The 16,927-nt window shown below is 61.8% G+C and carries 16 protein-coding genes; 7 read left to right on the forward strand and 9 right to left on the reverse strand.

Translation table 11 applies throughout. The features are described 5' to 3' along the window. Positions 1-43 precede the first annotated feature (43 nt). The 6 genes from ACSSVQ_RS13425 to ACSSVQ_RS13450 all read left to right on the forward strand — a co-directional run bounded on the left by ACSSVQ_RS13425 (position 44) and on the right by ACSSVQ_RS13450 (position 7,487). Positions 44-2,296, forward strand: a complete 2,253-nt coding sequence (locus tag ACSSVQ_RS13425) for a putative bifunctional diguanylate cyclase/phosphodiesterase (RefSeq protein ID WP_454183812.1) — start codon at positions 44-46, stop codon at positions 2,294-2,296. Positions 2,297-2,465: 169 nt separating this feature from the next. After that, a complete protein-coding gene (locus tag ACSSVQ_RS13430) occupies positions 2,466-3,659 on the forward strand; it encodes an acyl-CoA dehydrogenase family protein (RefSeq protein ID WP_454183814.1) in 1,194 nt (397 codons plus the stop codon). A 15-nt stretch (positions 3,660-3,674) separates the two neighbouring features. Continuing rightward, entirely contained in the window at positions 3,675-4,766 is a 1,092-nt protein-coding gene (locus tag ACSSVQ_RS13435; RefSeq protein ID WP_454183816.1) for an acyl-CoA dehydrogenase family protein, read from the forward strand. Between the two features lie 21 nt (positions 4,767-4,787). Then, positions 4,788-5,978, forward strand: a complete 1,191-nt coding sequence (chrA, locus tag ACSSVQ_RS13440; RefSeq protein WP_454183818.1) for a chromate efflux transporter — start codon at positions 4,788-4,790, stop codon at positions 5,976-5,978. A gap of 63 nt (positions 5,979-6,041) precedes the next feature. Then, positions 6,042-6,314 (forward strand): SemiSWEET transporter, encoded by a 273-nt coding sequence (locus ACSSVQ_RS13445; protein ID WP_454183820.1) that lies wholly within the window; start codon positions 6,042-6,044, stop codon positions 6,312-6,314. Positions 6,315-6,392: 78 nt separating this feature from the next. Beyond that, positions 6,393-7,487 (forward strand): zinc-binding dehydrogenase, encoded by a 1,095-nt coding sequence (locus ACSSVQ_RS13450; protein ID WP_454183822.1) that lies wholly within the window; start codon positions 6,393-6,395, stop codon positions 7,485-7,487. Positions 7,488-7,496: 9 nt separating this feature from the next. On the opposite strand, the gene arfB is transcribed toward ACSSVQ_RS13450, so the two are convergent. The 8 genes from arfB to ACSSVQ_RS13490 form a co-directional block, all read right to left on the reverse strand. Beyond that, positions 7,497-7,919 carry an alternative ribosome rescue aminoacyl-tRNA hydrolase ArfB gene (gene arfB / locus ACSSVQ_RS13455; RefSeq protein WP_454183824.1) on the reverse strand — a complete coding sequence of 141 codons (423 nt, stop codon included), beginning with the start codon at positions 7,917-7,919 and terminating at the stop codon, positions 7,497-7,499. A gap of 22 nt (positions 7,920-7,941) precedes the next feature. Beyond that, positions 7,942-8,547, reverse strand: a complete 606-nt coding sequence (locus tag ACSSVQ_RS13460; RefSeq protein ID WP_454183826.1) for a glutathione S-transferase N-terminal domain-containing protein — start codon at positions 8,545-8,547, stop codon at positions 7,942-7,944. Between the two features lie 106 nt (positions 8,548-8,653). After that, entirely contained in the window at positions 8,654-9,187 is a 534-nt protein-coding gene (locus ACSSVQ_RS13465) for a phage holin family protein (RefSeq protein ID WP_454183828.1), read from the reverse strand. Positions 9,188-9,194: 7 nt separating this feature from the next. Then, entirely contained in the window at positions 9,195-9,455 is a 261-nt protein-coding gene (locus ACSSVQ_RS13470; protein WP_454183830.1) for a hypothetical protein, read from the reverse strand. 93 nt (positions 9,456-9,548) lie between these two features. Then, on the reverse strand, positions 9,549-10,997 hold the full coding sequence (locus ACSSVQ_RS13475; protein ID WP_454184695.1) for a phospholipase D-like domain-containing protein: 1,449 nt from the start codon (positions 10,995-10,997) through the stop codon (positions 9,549-9,551). Positions 10,998-11,406: 409 nt separating this feature from the next. Beyond that, a complete protein-coding gene (locus ACSSVQ_RS13480) occupies positions 11,407-11,955 on the reverse strand; it encodes a BLUF domain-containing protein (RefSeq protein WP_454183832.1) in 549 nt (182 codons plus the stop codon). An 84-nt stretch (positions 11,956-12,039) separates the two neighbouring features. Continuing rightward, on the reverse strand, positions 12,040-13,071 hold the full coding sequence (locus ACSSVQ_RS13485) for an SAM-dependent methyltransferase (protein ID WP_454184696.1): 1,032 nt from the start codon (positions 13,069-13,071) through the stop codon (positions 12,040-12,042). Positions 13,072-13,086: 15 nt separating this feature from the next. Continuing rightward, on the reverse strand, positions 13,087-13,911 hold the full coding sequence (locus tag ACSSVQ_RS13490; RefSeq protein WP_454183834.1) for a DUF1295 domain-containing protein: 825 nt from the start codon (positions 13,909-13,911) through the stop codon (positions 13,087-13,089). Positions 13,912-14,056: 145 nt separating this feature from the next. On the opposite strand from ACSSVQ_RS13490, the gene ACSSVQ_RS13495 reads away from it, so the two are divergent. Further along, the gene (locus ACSSVQ_RS13495) at positions 14,057-14,740 is read left to right on the forward strand and encodes a DUF6134 family protein (protein WP_454183836.1); all 684 of its coding nucleotides are present in this window, start codon (positions 14,057-14,059) and stop codon (positions 14,738-14,740) included. A 9-nt stretch (positions 14,741-14,749) separates the two neighbouring features. On the opposite strand, the gene ACSSVQ_RS13500 is transcribed toward ACSSVQ_RS13495, so the two are convergent. Next, complete coding sequence (locus ACSSVQ_RS13500) at positions 14,750-16,843, reverse strand: TonB-dependent receptor (RefSeq protein WP_454183838.1); 2,094 nt, start codon at positions 16,841-16,843, stop codon at positions 14,750-14,752. Between the last annotated feature and the right edge of the window lie 84 nt (positions 16,844-16,927).

A 16,927-nucleotide genomic window follows, 5' to 3' on the forward strand; every position in this document is an offset into this window, starting at 1 on the left:
AGCCCGCAGAAGGCGGACTGTTTTGCGCCAGGGAATAGGTGCGATGCATAGAGAAGACGGGCCGGACCGCACAGAAAGTGGGGCGTCGGGTCTCAGCGGTACCGGCCGAGGCCATGCAGACGCGAAGAATGCCCAGACCAGCTCCGGGCAGCCCGTTGGTGCGCGCTCGCTGTTCTCCCGGTTCAGTATTTGGAGTCGTGCAAGCTATCTGACGCTTCGGACGAAAGTCGTTCTCATCGTCACGCTTATCGGTGCGGCCCTGATCCTGTTCGCGGCTGTCTTCACGGGCTTGAATTTCAGACACAATGTGAACATGGAAGCCCGCGCGCATGTGGATATCGCGCTGGGCGTGCTCGATCAGGCAATTGTCCGGACACAGTCCTTCCGCGCGCTGGCGCCTGTCCTGGATGCCGTGTCGGGCTCGCCCGCCGTTGCCGCCGTTGCCATCGGGACGCAGCAGGGCGAGGTGCTTGCCTATGAAGGGCACCAGCCGATCAATCGTCAGATTCTTGCCAAACGATTTGTGGAAGCGGGCCGCAATTTCGACCGCGATCAGTCAAGTGGTGTCGAGGCGGTGGGACCGGTCCAGAACGGCATTCAGGATTACGCGGTTCCCGTCGTGTTGCCGGGCGGAGCGGCGAGTGGCGTTGCGGTTTTCAGTATCGATATAAGTCTGATCGAGCAGTCGCAGATTGCCAATGCCATGTCGACGATGAGCTGGCTGTTCGTTCTCATCATTGTTTCTATCCTGACGATCTCGCTCATTCTGCATCGTGTGGTGGTTGCACCTATCGAGGCGCTGAGCGGGTTCGTTGGGAATAAAAAACGTCCGCCCCGGCCCGCGACCGGCATGCAGGATGAAATCAGCGTCGTTACGCGCGCCCTGTCGGATGCATTTGACGATTCCGATGCGAAAGAAGAGATGCTGCAGCGGCTTGCGTCCACCGATGGCCTGACGTCGCTCGGCAATCGGGGATGGTTCAAACAGTCTATGGCGGAGGCGATCGCGGATCATCGCGAGGATCGTTCGCTGGTCGGCGTTCTGGTGTTCAATATCGACAAGTTCAAGGACGTCAACGACACGCTCGGACATGATGCGGGCGACAGGCTTTTGCAGCGGACTGCGGATATCCTGAAAGGCTGCACACGCGACGGCGACAAGATCGCGCGGATCGGCGGCGATGAATTCGGCCTGATCCTGCCGGGGCTTCGCAGTGCCGACGAGGCGCTCGACCTTTCCTATCGTTTCATCCGGGCGGTTGGGGCACCCATTCGCTTCGGGCCGCATGAGCTGCAACCGAGCTGCAGCGCCGGCATTACTCTCTTTCCGCAGGACGGCCGCGATCCGGATACGCTGCTGAAGAATGCCGACCTTGCGCTTTCCCGGGCCAAGATGGAAGGCAGCGGGATGAGCCTTCTCTATCGTCACGAGCTCCACCTGCGTGCCATCGAGCGTAATTCGATCGAGCGCGATTTGCGCGCGGCTATCCGGCAAGGCGATCTCGAACTCTTCTATCAGCCCAAGGTGGATGTCGCTTCGCAGCGGATTGCAGGCGCTGAGGCTCTGGTTCGCTGGCGCCATCCCGAGCGCGGCTATATCCCGCCGGATGTCTTCATACCGGTCGCCGAGAAGAGCGGCTTTATCGGCGAACTCACCAAATGGGTGATGAACGAGGCCTGCCGCCAGATCCGCCACTGGCAGGATATGGGGCTGGCGCGCGTCACCGTGGCCGTCAATGTGTCGGCAGGCGATCTGCGTCGTCCGGACCTCACCGACATGATCGCCAACATGCTGGTGAAACATGCCGTCTCGCCGCAATATCTCGAGCTGGAAGTCACCGAGAGCATGGTGATGCAGGACGTCGATATGGTGATCGGCACGCTACGTCGCCTGCGTAGTCTCGGGATAGGGATCGGAATCGATGATTTCGGCACGGGCTATTCCTCGCTCGCTTATCTCAAGCGGTTCCCGGTGCAGCGTTTGAAGATCGACCGCAGCTTCGTGCGTGACCTCAGTGCCTTCGGCGAGGGGCGCGTCATTCCCAAGGTGATCATCGATCTTGCCCATGCGCTAAGTGTGAAGGTCGTTGCCGAAGGCGTGGAGACGGCCGAACAGCTTCATGCCCTTGCAGAGCTTGGCTGCGACGAGGCCCAGGGCTATTTCCTCGGCCGCCCGATGCCGTGCGACGAATTCGAGGCTTTCCTGCAAAACTCGCCCGTGGCGCGGGATACGCAGTCAACGCAGGAAGAGCAGGCGGCGGCGCGGCTGCCTTCGGTCGGCGGCAGCGCGGCCTGAGTCTTTCACGACGAAATCGTCCTTCCCCACAGGTTGACGCAAGGTCCGGCGCGGTATTGTCGGGGTGTGTGGATTCCGCGACCTTCCGCGCTAAACTCCCCGCCGACAACAAACGCGCCGGGCCGCAATTCGCTTTGTGAAGTCCGGTCGACAAGCAGGGAGTAGAGGTATGGACCTCGCATACGGGCCCGAATATGAGGCCTTCCGCGAAGAGGTGCGCCAGTTTATTGCCAAACATCGTAAGGATGCGCCGGAACGCATGCGCGTAGCGCGCCCGGACGCGGAGTGGAAGGCGTGGCAGCAGCTTCTGATCGAGAACGGTTATGCCGCCCGGACCATCCCGATGGAATATGGCGGCTATGGCGGGGAACCGGACATTCTCAAGTCGCGCATCATCGCAGAGGAGTTTACCGCCGCCGGTCTGCCGCTCGGGCTTGCGAACCAGGGCATTTCCATGTTCGTGCCGACGCTTCTGGAGCTCGGCACGCCGGAGCAGAAGCAGAAGTGGATCGAGCCGACGCTGAAGGGCGAGGTGGTGTGGTGTCAGGGATATTCGGAACCCGGGTCGGGTTCCGACCTTGCCTCGCTGCAGACGAAGGCGATCGAAGACGGCGATGATTTCGTCATCAACGGCCAGAAGATCTGGACCTCGACGGCCAAGGATGCCGACATGATCTTCTGCCTCGTGCGTACCGAGCCCGATGCGCCGAAGCATCAGGGAATTTCCTATCTCCTCTTCTCCATGGACACACCGGGTATCGAGGTGCGTCCGCTGAAGACCATGACCGGCGCAGCGGAATTCAATGAAGTCTTCTTCACCGATGTGCGCGTGCCGAAGAACCAGATTGTCGGCGAACGCGGACAGGGCTGGTTCGTTGCCAATGCAACGCTCAAGCATGAGCGTGGCATGCTGGGCGATCCGAACCAGGCAGGCACGCGGCTGAAAGAGATCGTCGATCTCATGCAGACCGAGACGATGGACGGGCAGAAGCTTATCGAAAATCCGCTCTATTGCGACCGGCTGGTGGATCTGCAATCTCGCGTCTATGCGATGCAGTTCCACGGACTGCGCCTGCTGACGGCGGCCTCCAAGGGCGAGGATCCGGGGATTGCACGGCTGATCGTCAAGCTGCAGGGCTGCGAGATCAACCATCAGCTCGCCGCGCTTGCCATCGATGCGTTGGGCGAGCTGGGGGTGCTTTACGGCAAGAGCCCGCATCTGCGCGCCTGGGGTTCGTGGCAAAGCCGCTACATGTTTGATCTCGGCCTCATCATCGGCGGCGGGACGGCGCAGATTCAGAAAAACATCATTTCGGAACGCGGTCTCGACATGCCGCGCGAACCGAAACCCGCCAAAGCATAAAGGGAGGCTCGATCCATGGAATTCGGATTATCTGAAGATCAGCGCATGCTGCAGGACAGCCTCAACGGCACGCTGGAACGCGTCTGCCCGCTGGAGCGGGTGCGCAAGGCGGCCGAAGGCGGCGAGGCGATGGCGGACGATGTCTGGACGGCACTTACCGAACTCGGTGTGCCCGGCATGATCGTACCGGAAGCGCAGGGCGGGCTGGGACTCGCTCTGCTCGACGCGGCGTTGGTGTCGGAAATGCTGGGCCGTCATGTGGCGCCGGTGCCTTTCATTGCCACAGCCGTCATGGCGCCGCTGGCGCTGATGCGGGCAGGGTCGATGGCGCAGCAGGAGGAATGGCTGCCGAAGCTCGCCTCGGGTGAAGTCGTCGCGTCGGTTGCGATTGCAGAAAAGGTCTCCGGCGCGCGCGAGGATGCGGGCGTCACGGCCTCGGACGGCAAGCTCAACGGCAAGGCCTGGTTTGCGATGGATTTCGGTGAAGCCGGTCTCTTCATCGTCGCCGACAGGGATGGCGGGCTGCATCTCGTGAAGGGTGATGCCAAGGGACTTGCCAGGGTCGGGCTTACCAGCATCGATCTCACCCGCTCTCTGGGCGAATTGCAGTTCGACGATGTGGAAGCCGAACCGCTCTCCGGCGATACGGCGGGCGCGCTCAACGCCATGCGGGATGCGGGCCGCATCATGCTCGCCGCCGACACGCTGGGCACGGGCTGGATGATGATCGACAAGGCCGTCGCCTATGCCAAGGAGCGCAAGCAGTTCGGTCGCGTCATTGGTTCCTTCCAGGCAGTGAAGCATATGTGCGCGGAAATGGCGGCAGAACTCGAACCCTGCCGTTCGCTCGTCTGGTATGCCGCGCATGCCTTCGACGAAATGCCGGAGGAAGCGCCGTTGATGGCGGCGCATGCCAAGTCGCTGACTTCCGATGTGGGCCGCTTCGTGGCGCGCACCGCCACGGAAGTTCATGGCGGCATGGGTTTTACCGACCTTCTCGGGCTTCATTATTGGTTCAAGAGAATCGGGCTTAATCGCCAGCTTCTGGGCGCGCCGGAGCGCGTCCGCCGGGAAGCGGCGGTCATGCAGGGCTGGGCGGCGGATTAAGCCGCCCCGACAGGGGGGACGATGACGGAGAAGGCAGCGCAGGGCACGATCGGCGAAGTCTTCTCCGCCTTCCTCAAACTGGGCCTCACTTCATTCGGCGGCCCTGTTGCGCATCTGGGATATTTCCGGGCCGAGATCGTTGAAAAGCGGGGATGGCTCGACGACAGGGCCTATGCCGATCTCGTTGCGCTTTGCCAGTTTTTGCCCGGTCCGGCGAGCAGCCAGGTCGGCATGGGGCTCGGTCTCATGCGGGCAGGCGCCGGCGGTATGCTGGCGGCATGGCTTGCCTTCACCCTGCCATCCGCTGTCGCGCTTATGTTCGCCTCCTTCGGCGCGGCGGCGCTTGAGGGTGACATCGGCCAGGGCGTGCTGGGCGGACTCAAGATCGTCGCCGTCGCCGTGGTCGCGCAGGCTGTGCTGCAGATGGCCCGCAATCTGGCGCCCGATGCGCCGCGCGCCACGCTCGCGGTGGCCGCTGCGGTGGCAATGCTCATTATGCCATCCACGCTGATGCAACTAGCGGTGCTGGCGGGGGCGGCGCTGATCGGGCTTGTCGTGCTGAAACCGAAAAAGACCGAGGACTGGCCGCCGCTTGCCGCGCCGGTGTCGCCGGTGGTTTCAATCCTGTGTCTCGCGTTGTTTTTCGGTCTGCTCGCAGGCCTGCCGCTTCTGGCGCAGGGGGACGAACCGTTGCTTCGCCTCGCCGATATTTTTTACCGGGCAGGTGCGCTCGTGTTCGGTGGCGGACATGTCGTACTGCCGCTGCTGGAAGCCGACCTCGTGCCGCGCGGGCTCATCTCGCAGGACAGTTTCCTTGCCGGCTACGGCATGGCGCAGGCGGTACCCGGGCCGCTCTTCACCTTTTCGGCCTATGTCGGCGCGGCCGTGAACGATGTGGCCCGGCCGGTTCTCGCCGCCGGGGTCTGCCTCGTCGCCATGTTCCTGCCGAGCTTCCTGCTGGTACCGGGCGTTCTGCCCTTCTGGTCGAAACTGTCGCGCTTTACCGCAGCGCGGGCGGCGCTGATGGGTGTCAATGCAGGTGTGGTCGGGCTTCTCGCCGCCGCGCTTTACACGCCTGTCTTCACCAGCGCGATTTCCGGTGGCGCGGAAGCCGCGTTGGCGCTGGCAGCCTGGATGGCGCTCGCCATATGGAAGTTACCCCCCTGGGCGGTGGTGGTAGCCAGTGCCGCCATCGGTGGGGTTGTCCTGTGATACCGCTTGCGTGAAGCCCGCTTCCGGCAGAAAGTCGCGCCGGTTTTTCTGAGGGTTTGGGCCATGGTCGACATCGGTTACATCGCAGCATTTCTCACGACGGCCGCTTTCGTGCCGCAGGCGCTGAAGACAATCCGCACGCGCGATACGTCAGGCATCTCACTTGCCATGTATGTGTGCCTCACCATCGGTGTCTTCCTCTGGCTGCTGCACGGGTTGAACCTTGGCGACGGGCCGCTGATCGGTGCGAATGCGCTGACTCTGTTCCTAGCGGTGCCGATCCTCGTCATCACGGCGATCAACAGCCGCCGCGAGAAGAAACGGACGTTGAAGTAGACCGAAGTCTATTTTCTCTTGCGCGAGGGGTCTCCCGCTGCTTCCATAGCGGCAACAAGAAAACAAGGGAGGATACCTATGCGCGCTGCCGTGTTCCGGAAGGGCGATCTATATGTCGATGAAATCCCGGCTCCCGAACCGGAAACGGGTCAGGTGCTGGTGAAGACGCTGGCCTGCGGTATCTGCGGGTCGGATCTGCATGCGTTTCATCACGCGCATCATATGGTCGATGCGGCCAAGCGCTCCGGCTCCAGCTTCGTGATGGACCTCAACAAGGACATCGTTTTCGGTCATGAGTTCTGCGCCGAAGTGCTGGACCACGGACCGGGCACGGAGAAGAAATTCAAGCCCGGCACGCGCGTCTGCTCCATGCCGCTCGCCGTCTATATGAATGGCGACAAGGCCAATGTGCAGCCGGTCGGCTATTCGAATGTCGCGCCGGGCGGTTTCGCCGAGCAGATGGTGCTGAACGAGCTGCTGCTGCTCGAAGTGCCCAATGGCCTGCCGACCGATCATGCCGCGCTGACCGAGCCCATGGCGGTCGGCTGGCATGCGGTGGAGAAGGCGAACCTGACCGGTGAGGAAGTGCCGCTGGTGGTGGGTTGCGGGCCGGTGGGCCTTGCCGTTATCGCCGGTCTCAAGATCAAGGGCGTGGGGCCCATTGTGGCCGCCGATTTCAGCCCGGCACGCCGGGCGCTGGCGGAAAAGATGGGCGCCGATGTCGTCATCGATCCGGCCGATCACTCCGCCTATACCGACTGGTCGGAACGGACGCTGCCCGAGGGCTACGATCCGCAGAGCCTGCTCTCGGTGATGGGGATGGGGCCGCAGCCCAAGCCCGGCGTGATCTTCGAATGCGTCGGTGTGCCCGGCGTCATCCAGCAGATCTTCGAAGGGGCGATGCGGCATACGCGCGTTGTCGTGGTCGGCGTCTGCATGGAGCATGACCGCTTCGAGCCCTTCTTCGGCATCAACAAGGAACTCAATGTGCAGTTCGTGCTGGGGTATACGCCGGAGGAATTCGCGCTGACGCTCCAGCATATCGCCGAGGGCCAGATCGATGTCTCGCCGATGATTACGGGCAAGGTGGCGGTGGAAGAAGTCCGCCACGCCTTCGAGGAACTCGGCAATCCGGAAAAGCATGCCAAAGTGCTGGTTGAGCCTTGGCGCTGAGCCGCGGGCCTAGTCGCCATTCGTCGGGCGGCGTCGCATTTTCTTGATGTCGCCGTGACGTTTCTTGTGTTCGAGATGGCGCCTTTTCGAGGCACGCGTCGGTCTTGTCGGTATTCGGGGACGCGGCGGAACGGCCGCCTCCTGGATGAGTGCCAACAGCCTGCCGATCGCATCCTTGCGGTTTTCTTCCTGCGTGCGGTGGCGGTTTGCCGTGATGACGATGACGCCGTCACGGGTCAGCTTGCCGCCTGCGAGTTTCTGGAGCCGGTTGCGAACGGCCGGGGGCAGAGAAGGCGAGTGGCGGGCGTCGAAACGAAGCTGCGCGGCGGTTGCGACCTTGTTGACATTCTGCCCGCCGGGACCGCCCGAGCGGATAAAGCTCAGGACGATCTCTTCTTCCGCGAGGGAGAGTCTGTCCGTGACCTCTATCATGTGCGCGAGCCTGGTGCAGCGGTCAGGATGCGGGCGGGGCTGTGTCCGCAAAGGACGGACGCTTGCTCATGTCCGCCCACCAGCCGGCGATCTCTCGGTAGTTCTTCTGCCATTCCAGCGCAGCGTGACGGAAGTCGAGATATCCAAGCGCCGATCCGACCGCGATGTGAGAAAGGTCGACGGGGCCGTCGAGTTTCGTCACTTCGTCGTCCAGAATTTGGAGCGAGCGGTCGATGGCGCGATGCCAGCGGCCGAGCCAGACTTCGGATTGTTCGGAATCCTTGCGGCCGCGTTCCATGGTGATGGCAACGGCTGCGTCCATGATGCCGTCGGCCAGCGCCTGAAAGCGCAGCACGGGCCAACGCTCGGGGTGGGCAAGGGGGATCATGGTTTCGCCTTCGAGGGTCGAATCCAGATATTCGCAGATGAGCGGGCTGTCGAAGAGCGTGTCGCCATTGGCAAGTACAAGCGCGGGCACCTTGCCGAGCGGGTTCGCTTCATGCAGCGCCGGCGGATCCTGCATGGCGACGATATTTTCCTCGCTCACATGGGATGTGCCGTTCTTCTCGCGGATGAGTACGCGGCATTTGCGGGCGAAAGGGGATGTCGGCGAGGCATAGAGTTTCATCGGATTTTCCTGAAGAGACGGCCGGACCATACGGATCCGGTTTCTATCCCATTCCGCCCCTGCCGTCACTCGATGTCATGTGTTGTCATCGGGCAGGGCGCCGCCGCTACTCCGGTTTTGTGTCGCCGTCTTTGCTCCCGCTGTCGCGATTGAGGATCGGCATGATGATCTTGCGCAAGAAAGGGCTCATCGCAGCCAGCGCGCCCAGGATGATTGTGACCATCGGCATCCCGGAAGAGGTGCCGCGGACCATGCCAAGAAGCCCCATAGAGAGATCGTTGAAACGCTTTTCCAGCGCATCGACATCGCGGCGAATGTCGGCGCGCGCCGCCTCGATATTGAGGTTGGCGAGTTTCATTTCCAGTTCGTCGGCATGGCTCGGTTTGCGGGCGGCAAGGCCGAGCGCAACAATGGCGACGAACAGCAGCGCGCCGCCGGTGATAAGCGCCCCAAGCGGATAGCCGTAAAGTTCCGAGAGTGCGAGAAAGCCGGCGATCACCAGCATGGTGAAGGCGAAAATCGTAAGGAAGACGGCGATGCCGATCAGGCTCAGACGGTTTGCGAGCCTCTTTGCCTCCAGTTCGGCGCGGAAGAGTTCGGCCTCGGCAAGCGTTCGCAGTTTGGGTGTGGGGTCGTACATCGCGGTCCTACTTTCCCAGCACACGGCCGATAAGGAATCCGATGCCCAATGCGATGAGCGCGCTTGGAACGGGATTGGAATCGATCTGTTTTTCCAGATCGGTCAGCCCGTCCTGCAATTTGTCGCCAAGCTCTTCGACATCTTCTTTCGAAAAGGGCGGGGCCTTGCGGGCGCGTTCCTCCTCAAGCGCTTCCTTGAGTGCGGCGATCTCCGCACGGAGGTCTTTCAATTCCGCGTCTGCCGTTTTTTTCGCGCCGCTTTCGGTCATTTCAAGCCTCTTCGGGATCGTCGTTTCAGATGGAGCGTCCGATCGCACCCCGGCAGCATAGCGCTCGCGGGGGCCGGGGAAAAGGAGATCGGGTCAGAGATAGGGTGAGCCAAGGCGGAAGAAGGCGTCGCGCAGCTTGATCGAGATGGGGCGTGCGGCAAGTTCCTTGCTGGAGACGGGCCGGGCCGACGCGATCTTGTGTTCGATGATGTCGTCGATCTCGTTTGCCAGCGAGGCACCGTAGCATTCCAGGTTGAATTCAAAATTGAGGCGAAGGCTCCGCCCGTCCCAATTGGCCGAGCCCAGCATCGACCAGAGTCTGTCCACGGTCATGAGTTTGGAGTGCTCGAAGGGGCCGGGCGTCTTCCAGATGCGGCAGCCTGCGCGGGCAAGCCATTCCAGTTGCGGGGTGGCGGCCCAGTCGACGAAGGGCAGATTGTTGGTCTCGGGCAGAACGATGTCGACCTTTACGCCACGCATGGCGGCGAGGGAGAGATTGGTCCGCAAGGTCTGGTCGGGGACGAAATAGGGCGTGACAATGCGGATGCAGTGACGGGCTTCGGAGAGCGCGCCGAGCAATGTCCAGCGGATCGGGTTCATGCCCATATCCGGCCCGGCGGGGAGGCCGCGCGCGGTGATCTCGCCGGCTTCCTCCAGTTCCGGAAACCAGTCCGGCCCGTCCAAAAGTTCGCCGGTGGCGAAATTCCATTCATGCGCGAAAGTGTGCATCAGGTGTGCGACCACCGGACCTTCCACCCGGAAGTGATAGTCGCGGATCGGCTTTCGAGGATCGGAATCGATCAAATTCCCCTCTGAAATGTTCATGCCGCCGGTAAAGCCGTGCCGCCCGTCGATCACCAGAATTTTCTGATGGTTGCGCATGTTGAGATAGGGCATGCGCCAGGGCATGAAGGAGTGCAGGTAGCGCGTGTAATTGAGACCACGCTCTCTGAGAAGCGGTATGAGGGAGGGGTGCGAGTAGTAGCAGCCGACGCCGTCGATCAGGATGCGTACCCGCACGCCGCGCGCCTTTGCGCGTGTCAGGGCGTCGAGCACCATTCGGCCAGCGAGATCGTTGTTGAAGATATAGGTGGAAAGCGCCACGGAGCGTTGGGCTGCGTCGATCGCCTCGACCATGGCGGGATAAGCCTCGTCGCCGTTTTCGAGGACGCGGATGGCGTTTCCCCCCTCGAAGCTTTCCGGCAGCACCTTCCAGCCGAAACGGGCGAGGCTCTCCATTTCGCGCACCTGCGGGCCGTCGGGCACCGTCTCGCCTGCGATGCGGGCGGGCGGCGGGACGGGCAGTAATTCGCCGACATGGCGGGCACGCAGTTCGCGCGCGCGGCGCTGGATGCGGTTGATGCCGAAGATGAGATAGACGAGCCAGCCGAGGAACGGCACCAGGAGAATGACCGCAAGCCAGCCGGCGGCTGCGCGTTCGTCGCTCTTGGAAAGCATGACGTGCACGGCAGCGCCCGCCATGGCGGTAAACTGGATGAGGCCAAGTATCAGGGGCCAGAGATCGGACATGAAGGTCAGCATGGCGCGCAAGACTAGTGCATGCGGCCTCGTCTGCCATCCCTCATTGTGGTGGGCTTCGCCGACCCGCCCGGCAAGTGTGCGATGCACAAAAATTGCGGATGCCCCGGCAGGCATGCCCGCGCACAATCGGGCACGCTATTACACACGTCATTTCCCGTATCGCGCGCTAGGTTCAATCCGAACCCGGTTTTTATTGAAGAGCGAAACACGGAAAAGAGATTGTTTTTCGTATGGAAAAACTTAGCGAAAACGAGAACCTGCTTCTCTGTTATCTGTCCGGTCAGATGAGCGAGCGCCAATGGCAGGCGCATTGCACGGACCGCGGTTTCAGGGCGTGGCTGAAAGGGCGGCGCGGTGCACCCGGAGAGTACAGGGTCGTTCATCGTCCTTTCCGGCAGAACGTTTAGCGTCAGTACGCCGCATCGGACAGGCGTTCGGCGGATAAGCCGGCAGGCGCGGGGCCGGAACCTTTGATCTCTTTAGGGTCTTTCAGGCCGTTCTGCTTGAACTGAATTCTGAAAAACCAGTCGAGCATGATCTGTGTCGCTTGCGGCAGACCGGCGGCCTTGCCCGATGACGTGGCGAGGAAGTCGGCCACCGAGCAGATGGATGCTTGCGGGCAAGTGAGGCACTCCATCTCGCATCCTTCCGACGAGATGAGAGCGGGGCTCTGCACCACCACCGACCATTCGTCGAAACAGCGCGAGGGCAGTTTCTCGAGGGCGACCCTCTTGACGGATCTGATGCGCCGGTCGTTCACGAGACGGGCTTCCAGGGCCAAGAGTTCCGCTTCGGCCCCTTCCACGATGTGGAAGAACGAGTTTTCCGAACAGAAAAGCGCCCCTGTAATCGCGGCGAAATTGTTCCGTATGGCAGACCCTTCGAATATCCGATGAAGCTCTGTTTCGTCGATCCGGTCGCTTACCCATGCGCTGAGACAGGCCATCTGGAAGATCATCGCGTTTCCTCTTGTTCTTGAGGAACAAGGGTTGCGCAGCAGGCCTGAATAAACAGTTTATCCTTGTGATTTATAGGGTTTTGTTCAGTCCGCGTTGGGACGCAGCAGATAGTGGCTGACGCCCCAGGCCGTGCCGTTCTCATGACCGAAGAGCCCGGCCGTTGCGAGAAAGAAGAGCCGCCAGCGCCGGAACCAGACGCCGGCCTCGTTGCCGTAGACGTCGTTCAATATGCGGCGGATGGCGGGTGCATTCGCATCGTAATTTTCCAGCCAGTCGAGCGCGGTGCGTTGATAATGTTTGCCGTTCCAGTTCCAGTCCTGCTCCACCTCGAAAAGCTCGGGGAACTGTCGGATCAGGCCATGGCTCGGCATATTGCCGCCGGTAAAGAAATACTGGGCGATCCAGTCATTGCCGTCTTCATGGTCGAAGCGGTAAGGCGCATTGCAATGCGAGAAGACATGGATGAAGAGGCGGCCTTCGGGGTTCAGCCATGTCTTGACGCGTTTCAGCAGGTCGTACCAATTCGTCATGTGCTCGAACATTTCGATACTGATCGCGCGGTCGAACATACGATCCGTCTCGAACACATTCATGTCGGCGGTGATGACTTCGAGATTGTCGATGCCGCGCTTTTTTGCCTCCGCTTCGATGAAGGCGCGTTGCGAAGCGGAGTTGGAGACGGAAACGATGTGTGAATTCGGATAGGTCGCAGCCATATAAAGAGAAAGCGATCCCCAGCCGCAGCCGAGTTCCAGAATGTCCTGCCCGTCGGCAAGGCCTGCGCGCTTGCAGGTGATCCGCAGCGCGGCTTCTTCCGCCTCGTCCAGGCTCGCCTCGTCATGCTCGTAGAAGCAGCAGGAATATTTCAGATGCGAACCCAGCGCGAGCTTGAAGAAGTCGGCGGGTAGTTCGTAGTGCTGTTCATTGGCTTCGTCGGTGAAAAGCGCAACGGGATTTTTCCGCATCATCTCGGCGAAAGCGTGTTCTTCGCTTGCCGGCATGCCCATCAACCGCCGGTTGGTGCTGGAGACGCGCATCCCGATCCCCGCCTTGAGCAGGCTGTCGGGAAGCGGCGCATGTTCGGCAAGAGAAACGGTCAGGGATTTCAGCATGATTTTGTCCTGCAAAGATCAGTGGGCAGAGGAGGCCGGGCGGGCGGTGTTTCCGCCGGAGGGCGGCAAGGGAATGAAGGGACTGACGCGGGCCTGATAGGCTTCATAGGCGGCGCCTTTGGAGGCGAGCATTTCGCGTTCCAGCATGGGCACGCCGGATACCCGGGTCAGGAGCCAGTACATGAAGACGGGGCCGGTGAGGGAGAGAAGGCCGGCGTAGTAGCCGTCCGACAGGTTGATCGCGAAGACGGGATAGGCGAGCCAGCCCATCCATTCGAAGAAATAATTCGGGTGGCGCGACCAGCCCCACAGGCCGGCGTCGCAGACCTTGCCCTTGTTTTCCGGATCCGCCTTGAAGCGGCGGAGCTGACGGTCGGCGATGGCTTCGCCGAGGATGGCGCCGGCGAGGATGAGGACGCCTGCGAGATCCGTCCAGCCAAGGCCGGGCGCGGGGTTATGCGCAGCGAAGAATACGGTGACGGCGAGGAGGAAGGCGGCAACGGCCTGAATCTGCAGGAACAGCGCCATGCGTGGCGACCAGTAGGAGCCGTATCTCTCGGCGAATGCGACATAGCGCGGATCGGGCTCGCTGATGAGCGTACGCTGGAAGAGGTGCAGGGTGAGCCGGGCCGACCAGGCGCCCGCCAGTATGGCGATGAGTATCTGGCGCTCGCTCAGGCCGCCGTCATGCGGGAAGAGAGCGGCTGCGACGCAGGCCAGGCCCGTCGCCAGCGACCAGACCACATCGACCGCGCCGCCGTGCTTTGTGACGCCCTGAACCGCCCAGGCCAGAAGCATGGCGCCACTGACGCAAACGGCTATCAGGCCTAATACTTCGGCCACTTTTCCGGCTCCCCGTTCAATTTCGACTATCTGAATGAGCTATACGCCGGTCAGGCCGAGGCGGATCATTCCCGCGCGGCGTGATCCGGCTCCCGCTCAAATGCGTATCCCAGATAGTCGAAGCGTTACGCCAAGGAGGATCATCATGCCGACCCGCCGCGCACTCCTGTTGGGCACAGGCGCTGCCATTCTGGTCTCGCGCCCGGTCCTTGCCGCCGCTCAAAACATCGTCGAGGCGCCCATAACGCCGCGCCGGCCGGCATCAAACGAAATCGCTTTCGATATTTTTCGCAAGGGGTCGAAAATCGGGCATCACCGGCTGAGCTTTCAGGGCGACGAGCAGGATTTTCGGGTCGCAATCGATGTGGAGATGGTGGTGAAAATCGGTTTCATCCCTGTCTTTCGCTATGAGCACCAAAATCTGGAGCGTTGGGAGCAGGGACGTTTTGTGGGTCTCGAGGCAAAAACCAACAATGATGGCGACGACCTCGTGACGAAGGTCAGCCAGACGGAGAAGGGCTACCGGGTCAAGTCGACGGGCAAGAAAACCTATGTCGCGCCCTCGCAGGCGCTGGCGGCGACGCATTGGAACATCGACGAGCTGAACGGCCCGATGATCAATCCGCAGAATGGCGAATTGCTGACGCCGGAGGTGGTGAAGCTGGGCGCGGACAAGGTGCCGCTGGCCGATGGCGAGCATGTTCCCGCCACCGGCTACAAGCTTGAAATGAAAGACCCGCTTTCGCTCTGGTATGACGGGCAGGAGCAGTGGACGGCGCTCGACTTCACCGCCGGCGACGGATCCAGTGTGGTTTACCGCAAGGTTTGAGGCCGTGCGTCAGAACCTCACTGTGGTGCCCGCATAGATCGCGCGGTCCTCGCCGGGGAAATAGCGCGCCGCGCCCCGGAAATAGTCGGCCCGGTCGGCATAGCGCGTATCGAACAGATTCATCACCTTGCCGAAAACGCTCAGGTTTTCGTTGATGCCGTAGCTTGCCCGCAGGTTGAAGATGTCGTGGCCGGGATATTTTTGCGTATTGGCTGCATCCATCCAGTACGATCCCATATGCACCCATTCCAGTTCCAGCCGTCCGCGGTCCTCGTCGAAATTGTAGCCAAGCGCGACATTGGCGAGGGTGCGCGGGGCGGTGTCCACATCGTCGCCGGAGCGGATGGACTCGGTGGTCAGAGGACCGGATGTGATGGGCCGGTTGAACTCATAGGTGTGCCGGGCATAGGTGCCTGAAGCCGCAATATCGAAACCATAGGCAAGCGGTGTGGTGACTTCGAGTTCGATGCCGACATGCTGGGTTTTGCCATCGGCCACATTGGTGTCGTTGGCGTCGCGGAAATAGAAATTGTGCTTCTTCATGAAATAGGCCGAGGCCGAGTAGCTGAGGGCGCCGATGCTGCCGCGCGCACCGATTTCCACGCTGTCGAGAATCTCCGAATGCGCCGCGCCCGGGGTCTCGTTGATGCGCAGGCGATAGAGATCGGTTGTCTGCGGTGCACGCGTGCCGCGGGCGAGGCGAATGAAACCGGCTAGATCCTCATTGAACTCGTGTACCAGGCCAAGCTTGGGCGAGACATCGGCGAAGGTGCTGATCTCGCTCGGGATCCGCAGCGCCTTGCCGAGCGCCCCGTTCGCAGTCCGGTTTTCATAGTCGTAGCGCGTGAATTCGAAACGCGCCCCCGCATCGAGCGTCGTCGCCTCGTCGAGCTTCCACTCGGTCTGAAGATAGGGGGCAAGGACGAGCGCATTGACCGCATAGTCGTAATGGGTGCCCTGCGCATAGGCAAAGACGGTCGGGTTGTCCTGGATTTCCGTCAGCGTGCCGCGCGTGTAATCCACGTCGAAGCCGGCAATGACCCGGTGACCGCCGTCAAGGTTGAACACGTAGCTCGACTGCATGCCGCCACCGGTCTGCTGGTTTTCCTCGACAGGCGATCCCGGCAGGAAATGCATCAGGAAATTCATGTAGGTCCGGCGCGCATATGGCGTGATGACGAGCATCTGATCGTCGGAGATACGCCGTTCGATGCGGACCATGGCGCGTCCGGAAAAGGCATCGCGATAGGCTTCGGGGTTCGGGTTGGCCTTGTAGATGCCGGGGTCCTTGTAGGAGCTGGCATAGGCCGCCGTTTCCTGATTGACGTTTACATAGGTCAGCGTCGCCATGACATTCGTGTCGGCGGAATCATAATCGTAGCGCAGCCGCGCCTTCTGCTGGTCATAGCCCGACGCGTCCCGGAAGCCGCCGTCATGGCCTAACACGAAGCTTGCGCGCATCCCGTGGCTCGTTCCGTTGTCGCCGGCCACGGTGGTGCTTGCTGTGCCCTGCAGATGGAGCACGTCATGAGGCCCCGCCCAGGCGGTGACTTCGCCGCCCGGCTCTTCGGCGGGCGGGCGGCTCAGAACATTGATGAGGCCGTGCACTGCATTGGAGCCATAACGCGCGCTGGCGGGGCCGCGCACGATTTCGATGCCGCCATTGATCTCCGGCATGGATTCCATCAGCGCGTTCACATTGCCGAAGCCCGCCGCGCGCAGGGGCACGCTGTCCTCCAGATAGAGAAAGGAGCCCGCGCCCGCGCCGCCGGTCAGCACCGGCGAACGGATGGCCGTCAGATGTTCGACGCCGGACCCCTGTTCGATATCGACGCCGGGGAGCCGGTTGAGCGCTTCCGCGGGCTGATCCGGCGCGATGAAGTCATACTGATAGGGCAGAAGTTTCGCGATATTGCCACTATGGGTGGCGCGTGGCGTGCCCGGCACGGTCGATGTCACGACAATCGCGCCTTCGGTGGCTTCCTGCGAAGAGGCGTTATCCGCGGCCCGGGCGGGACCGCAGGCGAGCGGAACAGCCAAAAGTGCGAGAATGGCGGCGGCGGCCGAAATGCGGCGCCGCGTCACGACTACTGAATCTGACACGAAACTCTATCCTCCCCTTGAGTCCCCTCCCGCCGCATGCCCGCTCTGTCGGGGGCTGTCATCGACCGGATGCAGAGTGATAGC

The organism is Parvibaculum sp. MBR-TMA-1.3b-4.2 (assembly GCF_053628815.1).

Bases quoted from the DNA above. Each gene is read 5' to 3' on its own strand.
- ACSSVQ_RS13425 (WP_454183812.1), top strand. From the start codon at position 44: ATGCATAGAGAAGACGGGCCGGACCGCACAGAAAGTGGGGCGTCGGGT.
- ACSSVQ_RS13430 (WP_454183814.1), top strand. From the start codon at position 2,466: ATGGACCTCGCATACGGGCCCGAATATGAGGCCTTCCGCGAAGAGGTG.
- ACSSVQ_RS13435 (WP_454183816.1), top strand. From the start codon at position 3,675: ATGGAATTCGGATTATCTGAAGATCAGCGCATGCTGCAGGACAGCCTC.
- chrA (WP_454183818.1), top strand. From the start codon at position 4,788: ATGACGGAGAAGGCAGCGCAGGGCACGATCGGCGAAGTCTTCTCCGCC.
- ACSSVQ_RS13445 (WP_454183820.1), top strand. From the start codon at position 6,042: ATGGTCGACATCGGTTACATCGCAGCATTTCTCACGACGGCCGCTTTC.
- ACSSVQ_RS13450 (WP_454183822.1), top strand. From the start codon at position 6,393: ATGCGCGCTGCCGTGTTCCGGAAGGGCGATCTATATGTCGATGAAATC.
- arfB (WP_454183824.1), bottom strand. From the start codon at position 7,919: ATGATAGAGGTCACGGACAGACTCTCCCTCGCGGAAGAAGAGATCGTC.
- ACSSVQ_RS13460 (WP_454183826.1), bottom strand. From the start codon at position 8,547: ATGAAACTCTATGCCTCGCCGACATCCCCTTTCGCCCGCAAATGCCGC.
- ACSSVQ_RS13465 (WP_454183828.1), bottom strand. From the start codon at position 9,187: ATGTACGACCCCACACCCAAACTGCGAACGCTTGCCGAGGCCGAACTC.
- ACSSVQ_RS13470 (WP_454183830.1), bottom strand. From the start codon at position 9,455: ATGACCGAAAGCGGCGCGAAAAAAACGGCAGACGCGGAATTGAAAGAC.
- ACSSVQ_RS13475 (WP_454184695.1), bottom strand. From the start codon at position 10,997: ATGCTGACCTTCATGTCCGATCTCTGGCCCCTGATACTTGGCCTCATC.
- ACSSVQ_RS13480 (WP_454183832.1), bottom strand. From the start codon at position 11,955: ATGATCTTCCAGATGGCCTGTCTCAGCGCATGGGTAAGCGACCGGATC.
- ACSSVQ_RS13495 (WP_454183836.1), top strand. From the start codon at position 14,057: ATGCCGACCCGCCGCGCACTCCTGTTGGGCACAGGCGCTGCCATTCTG.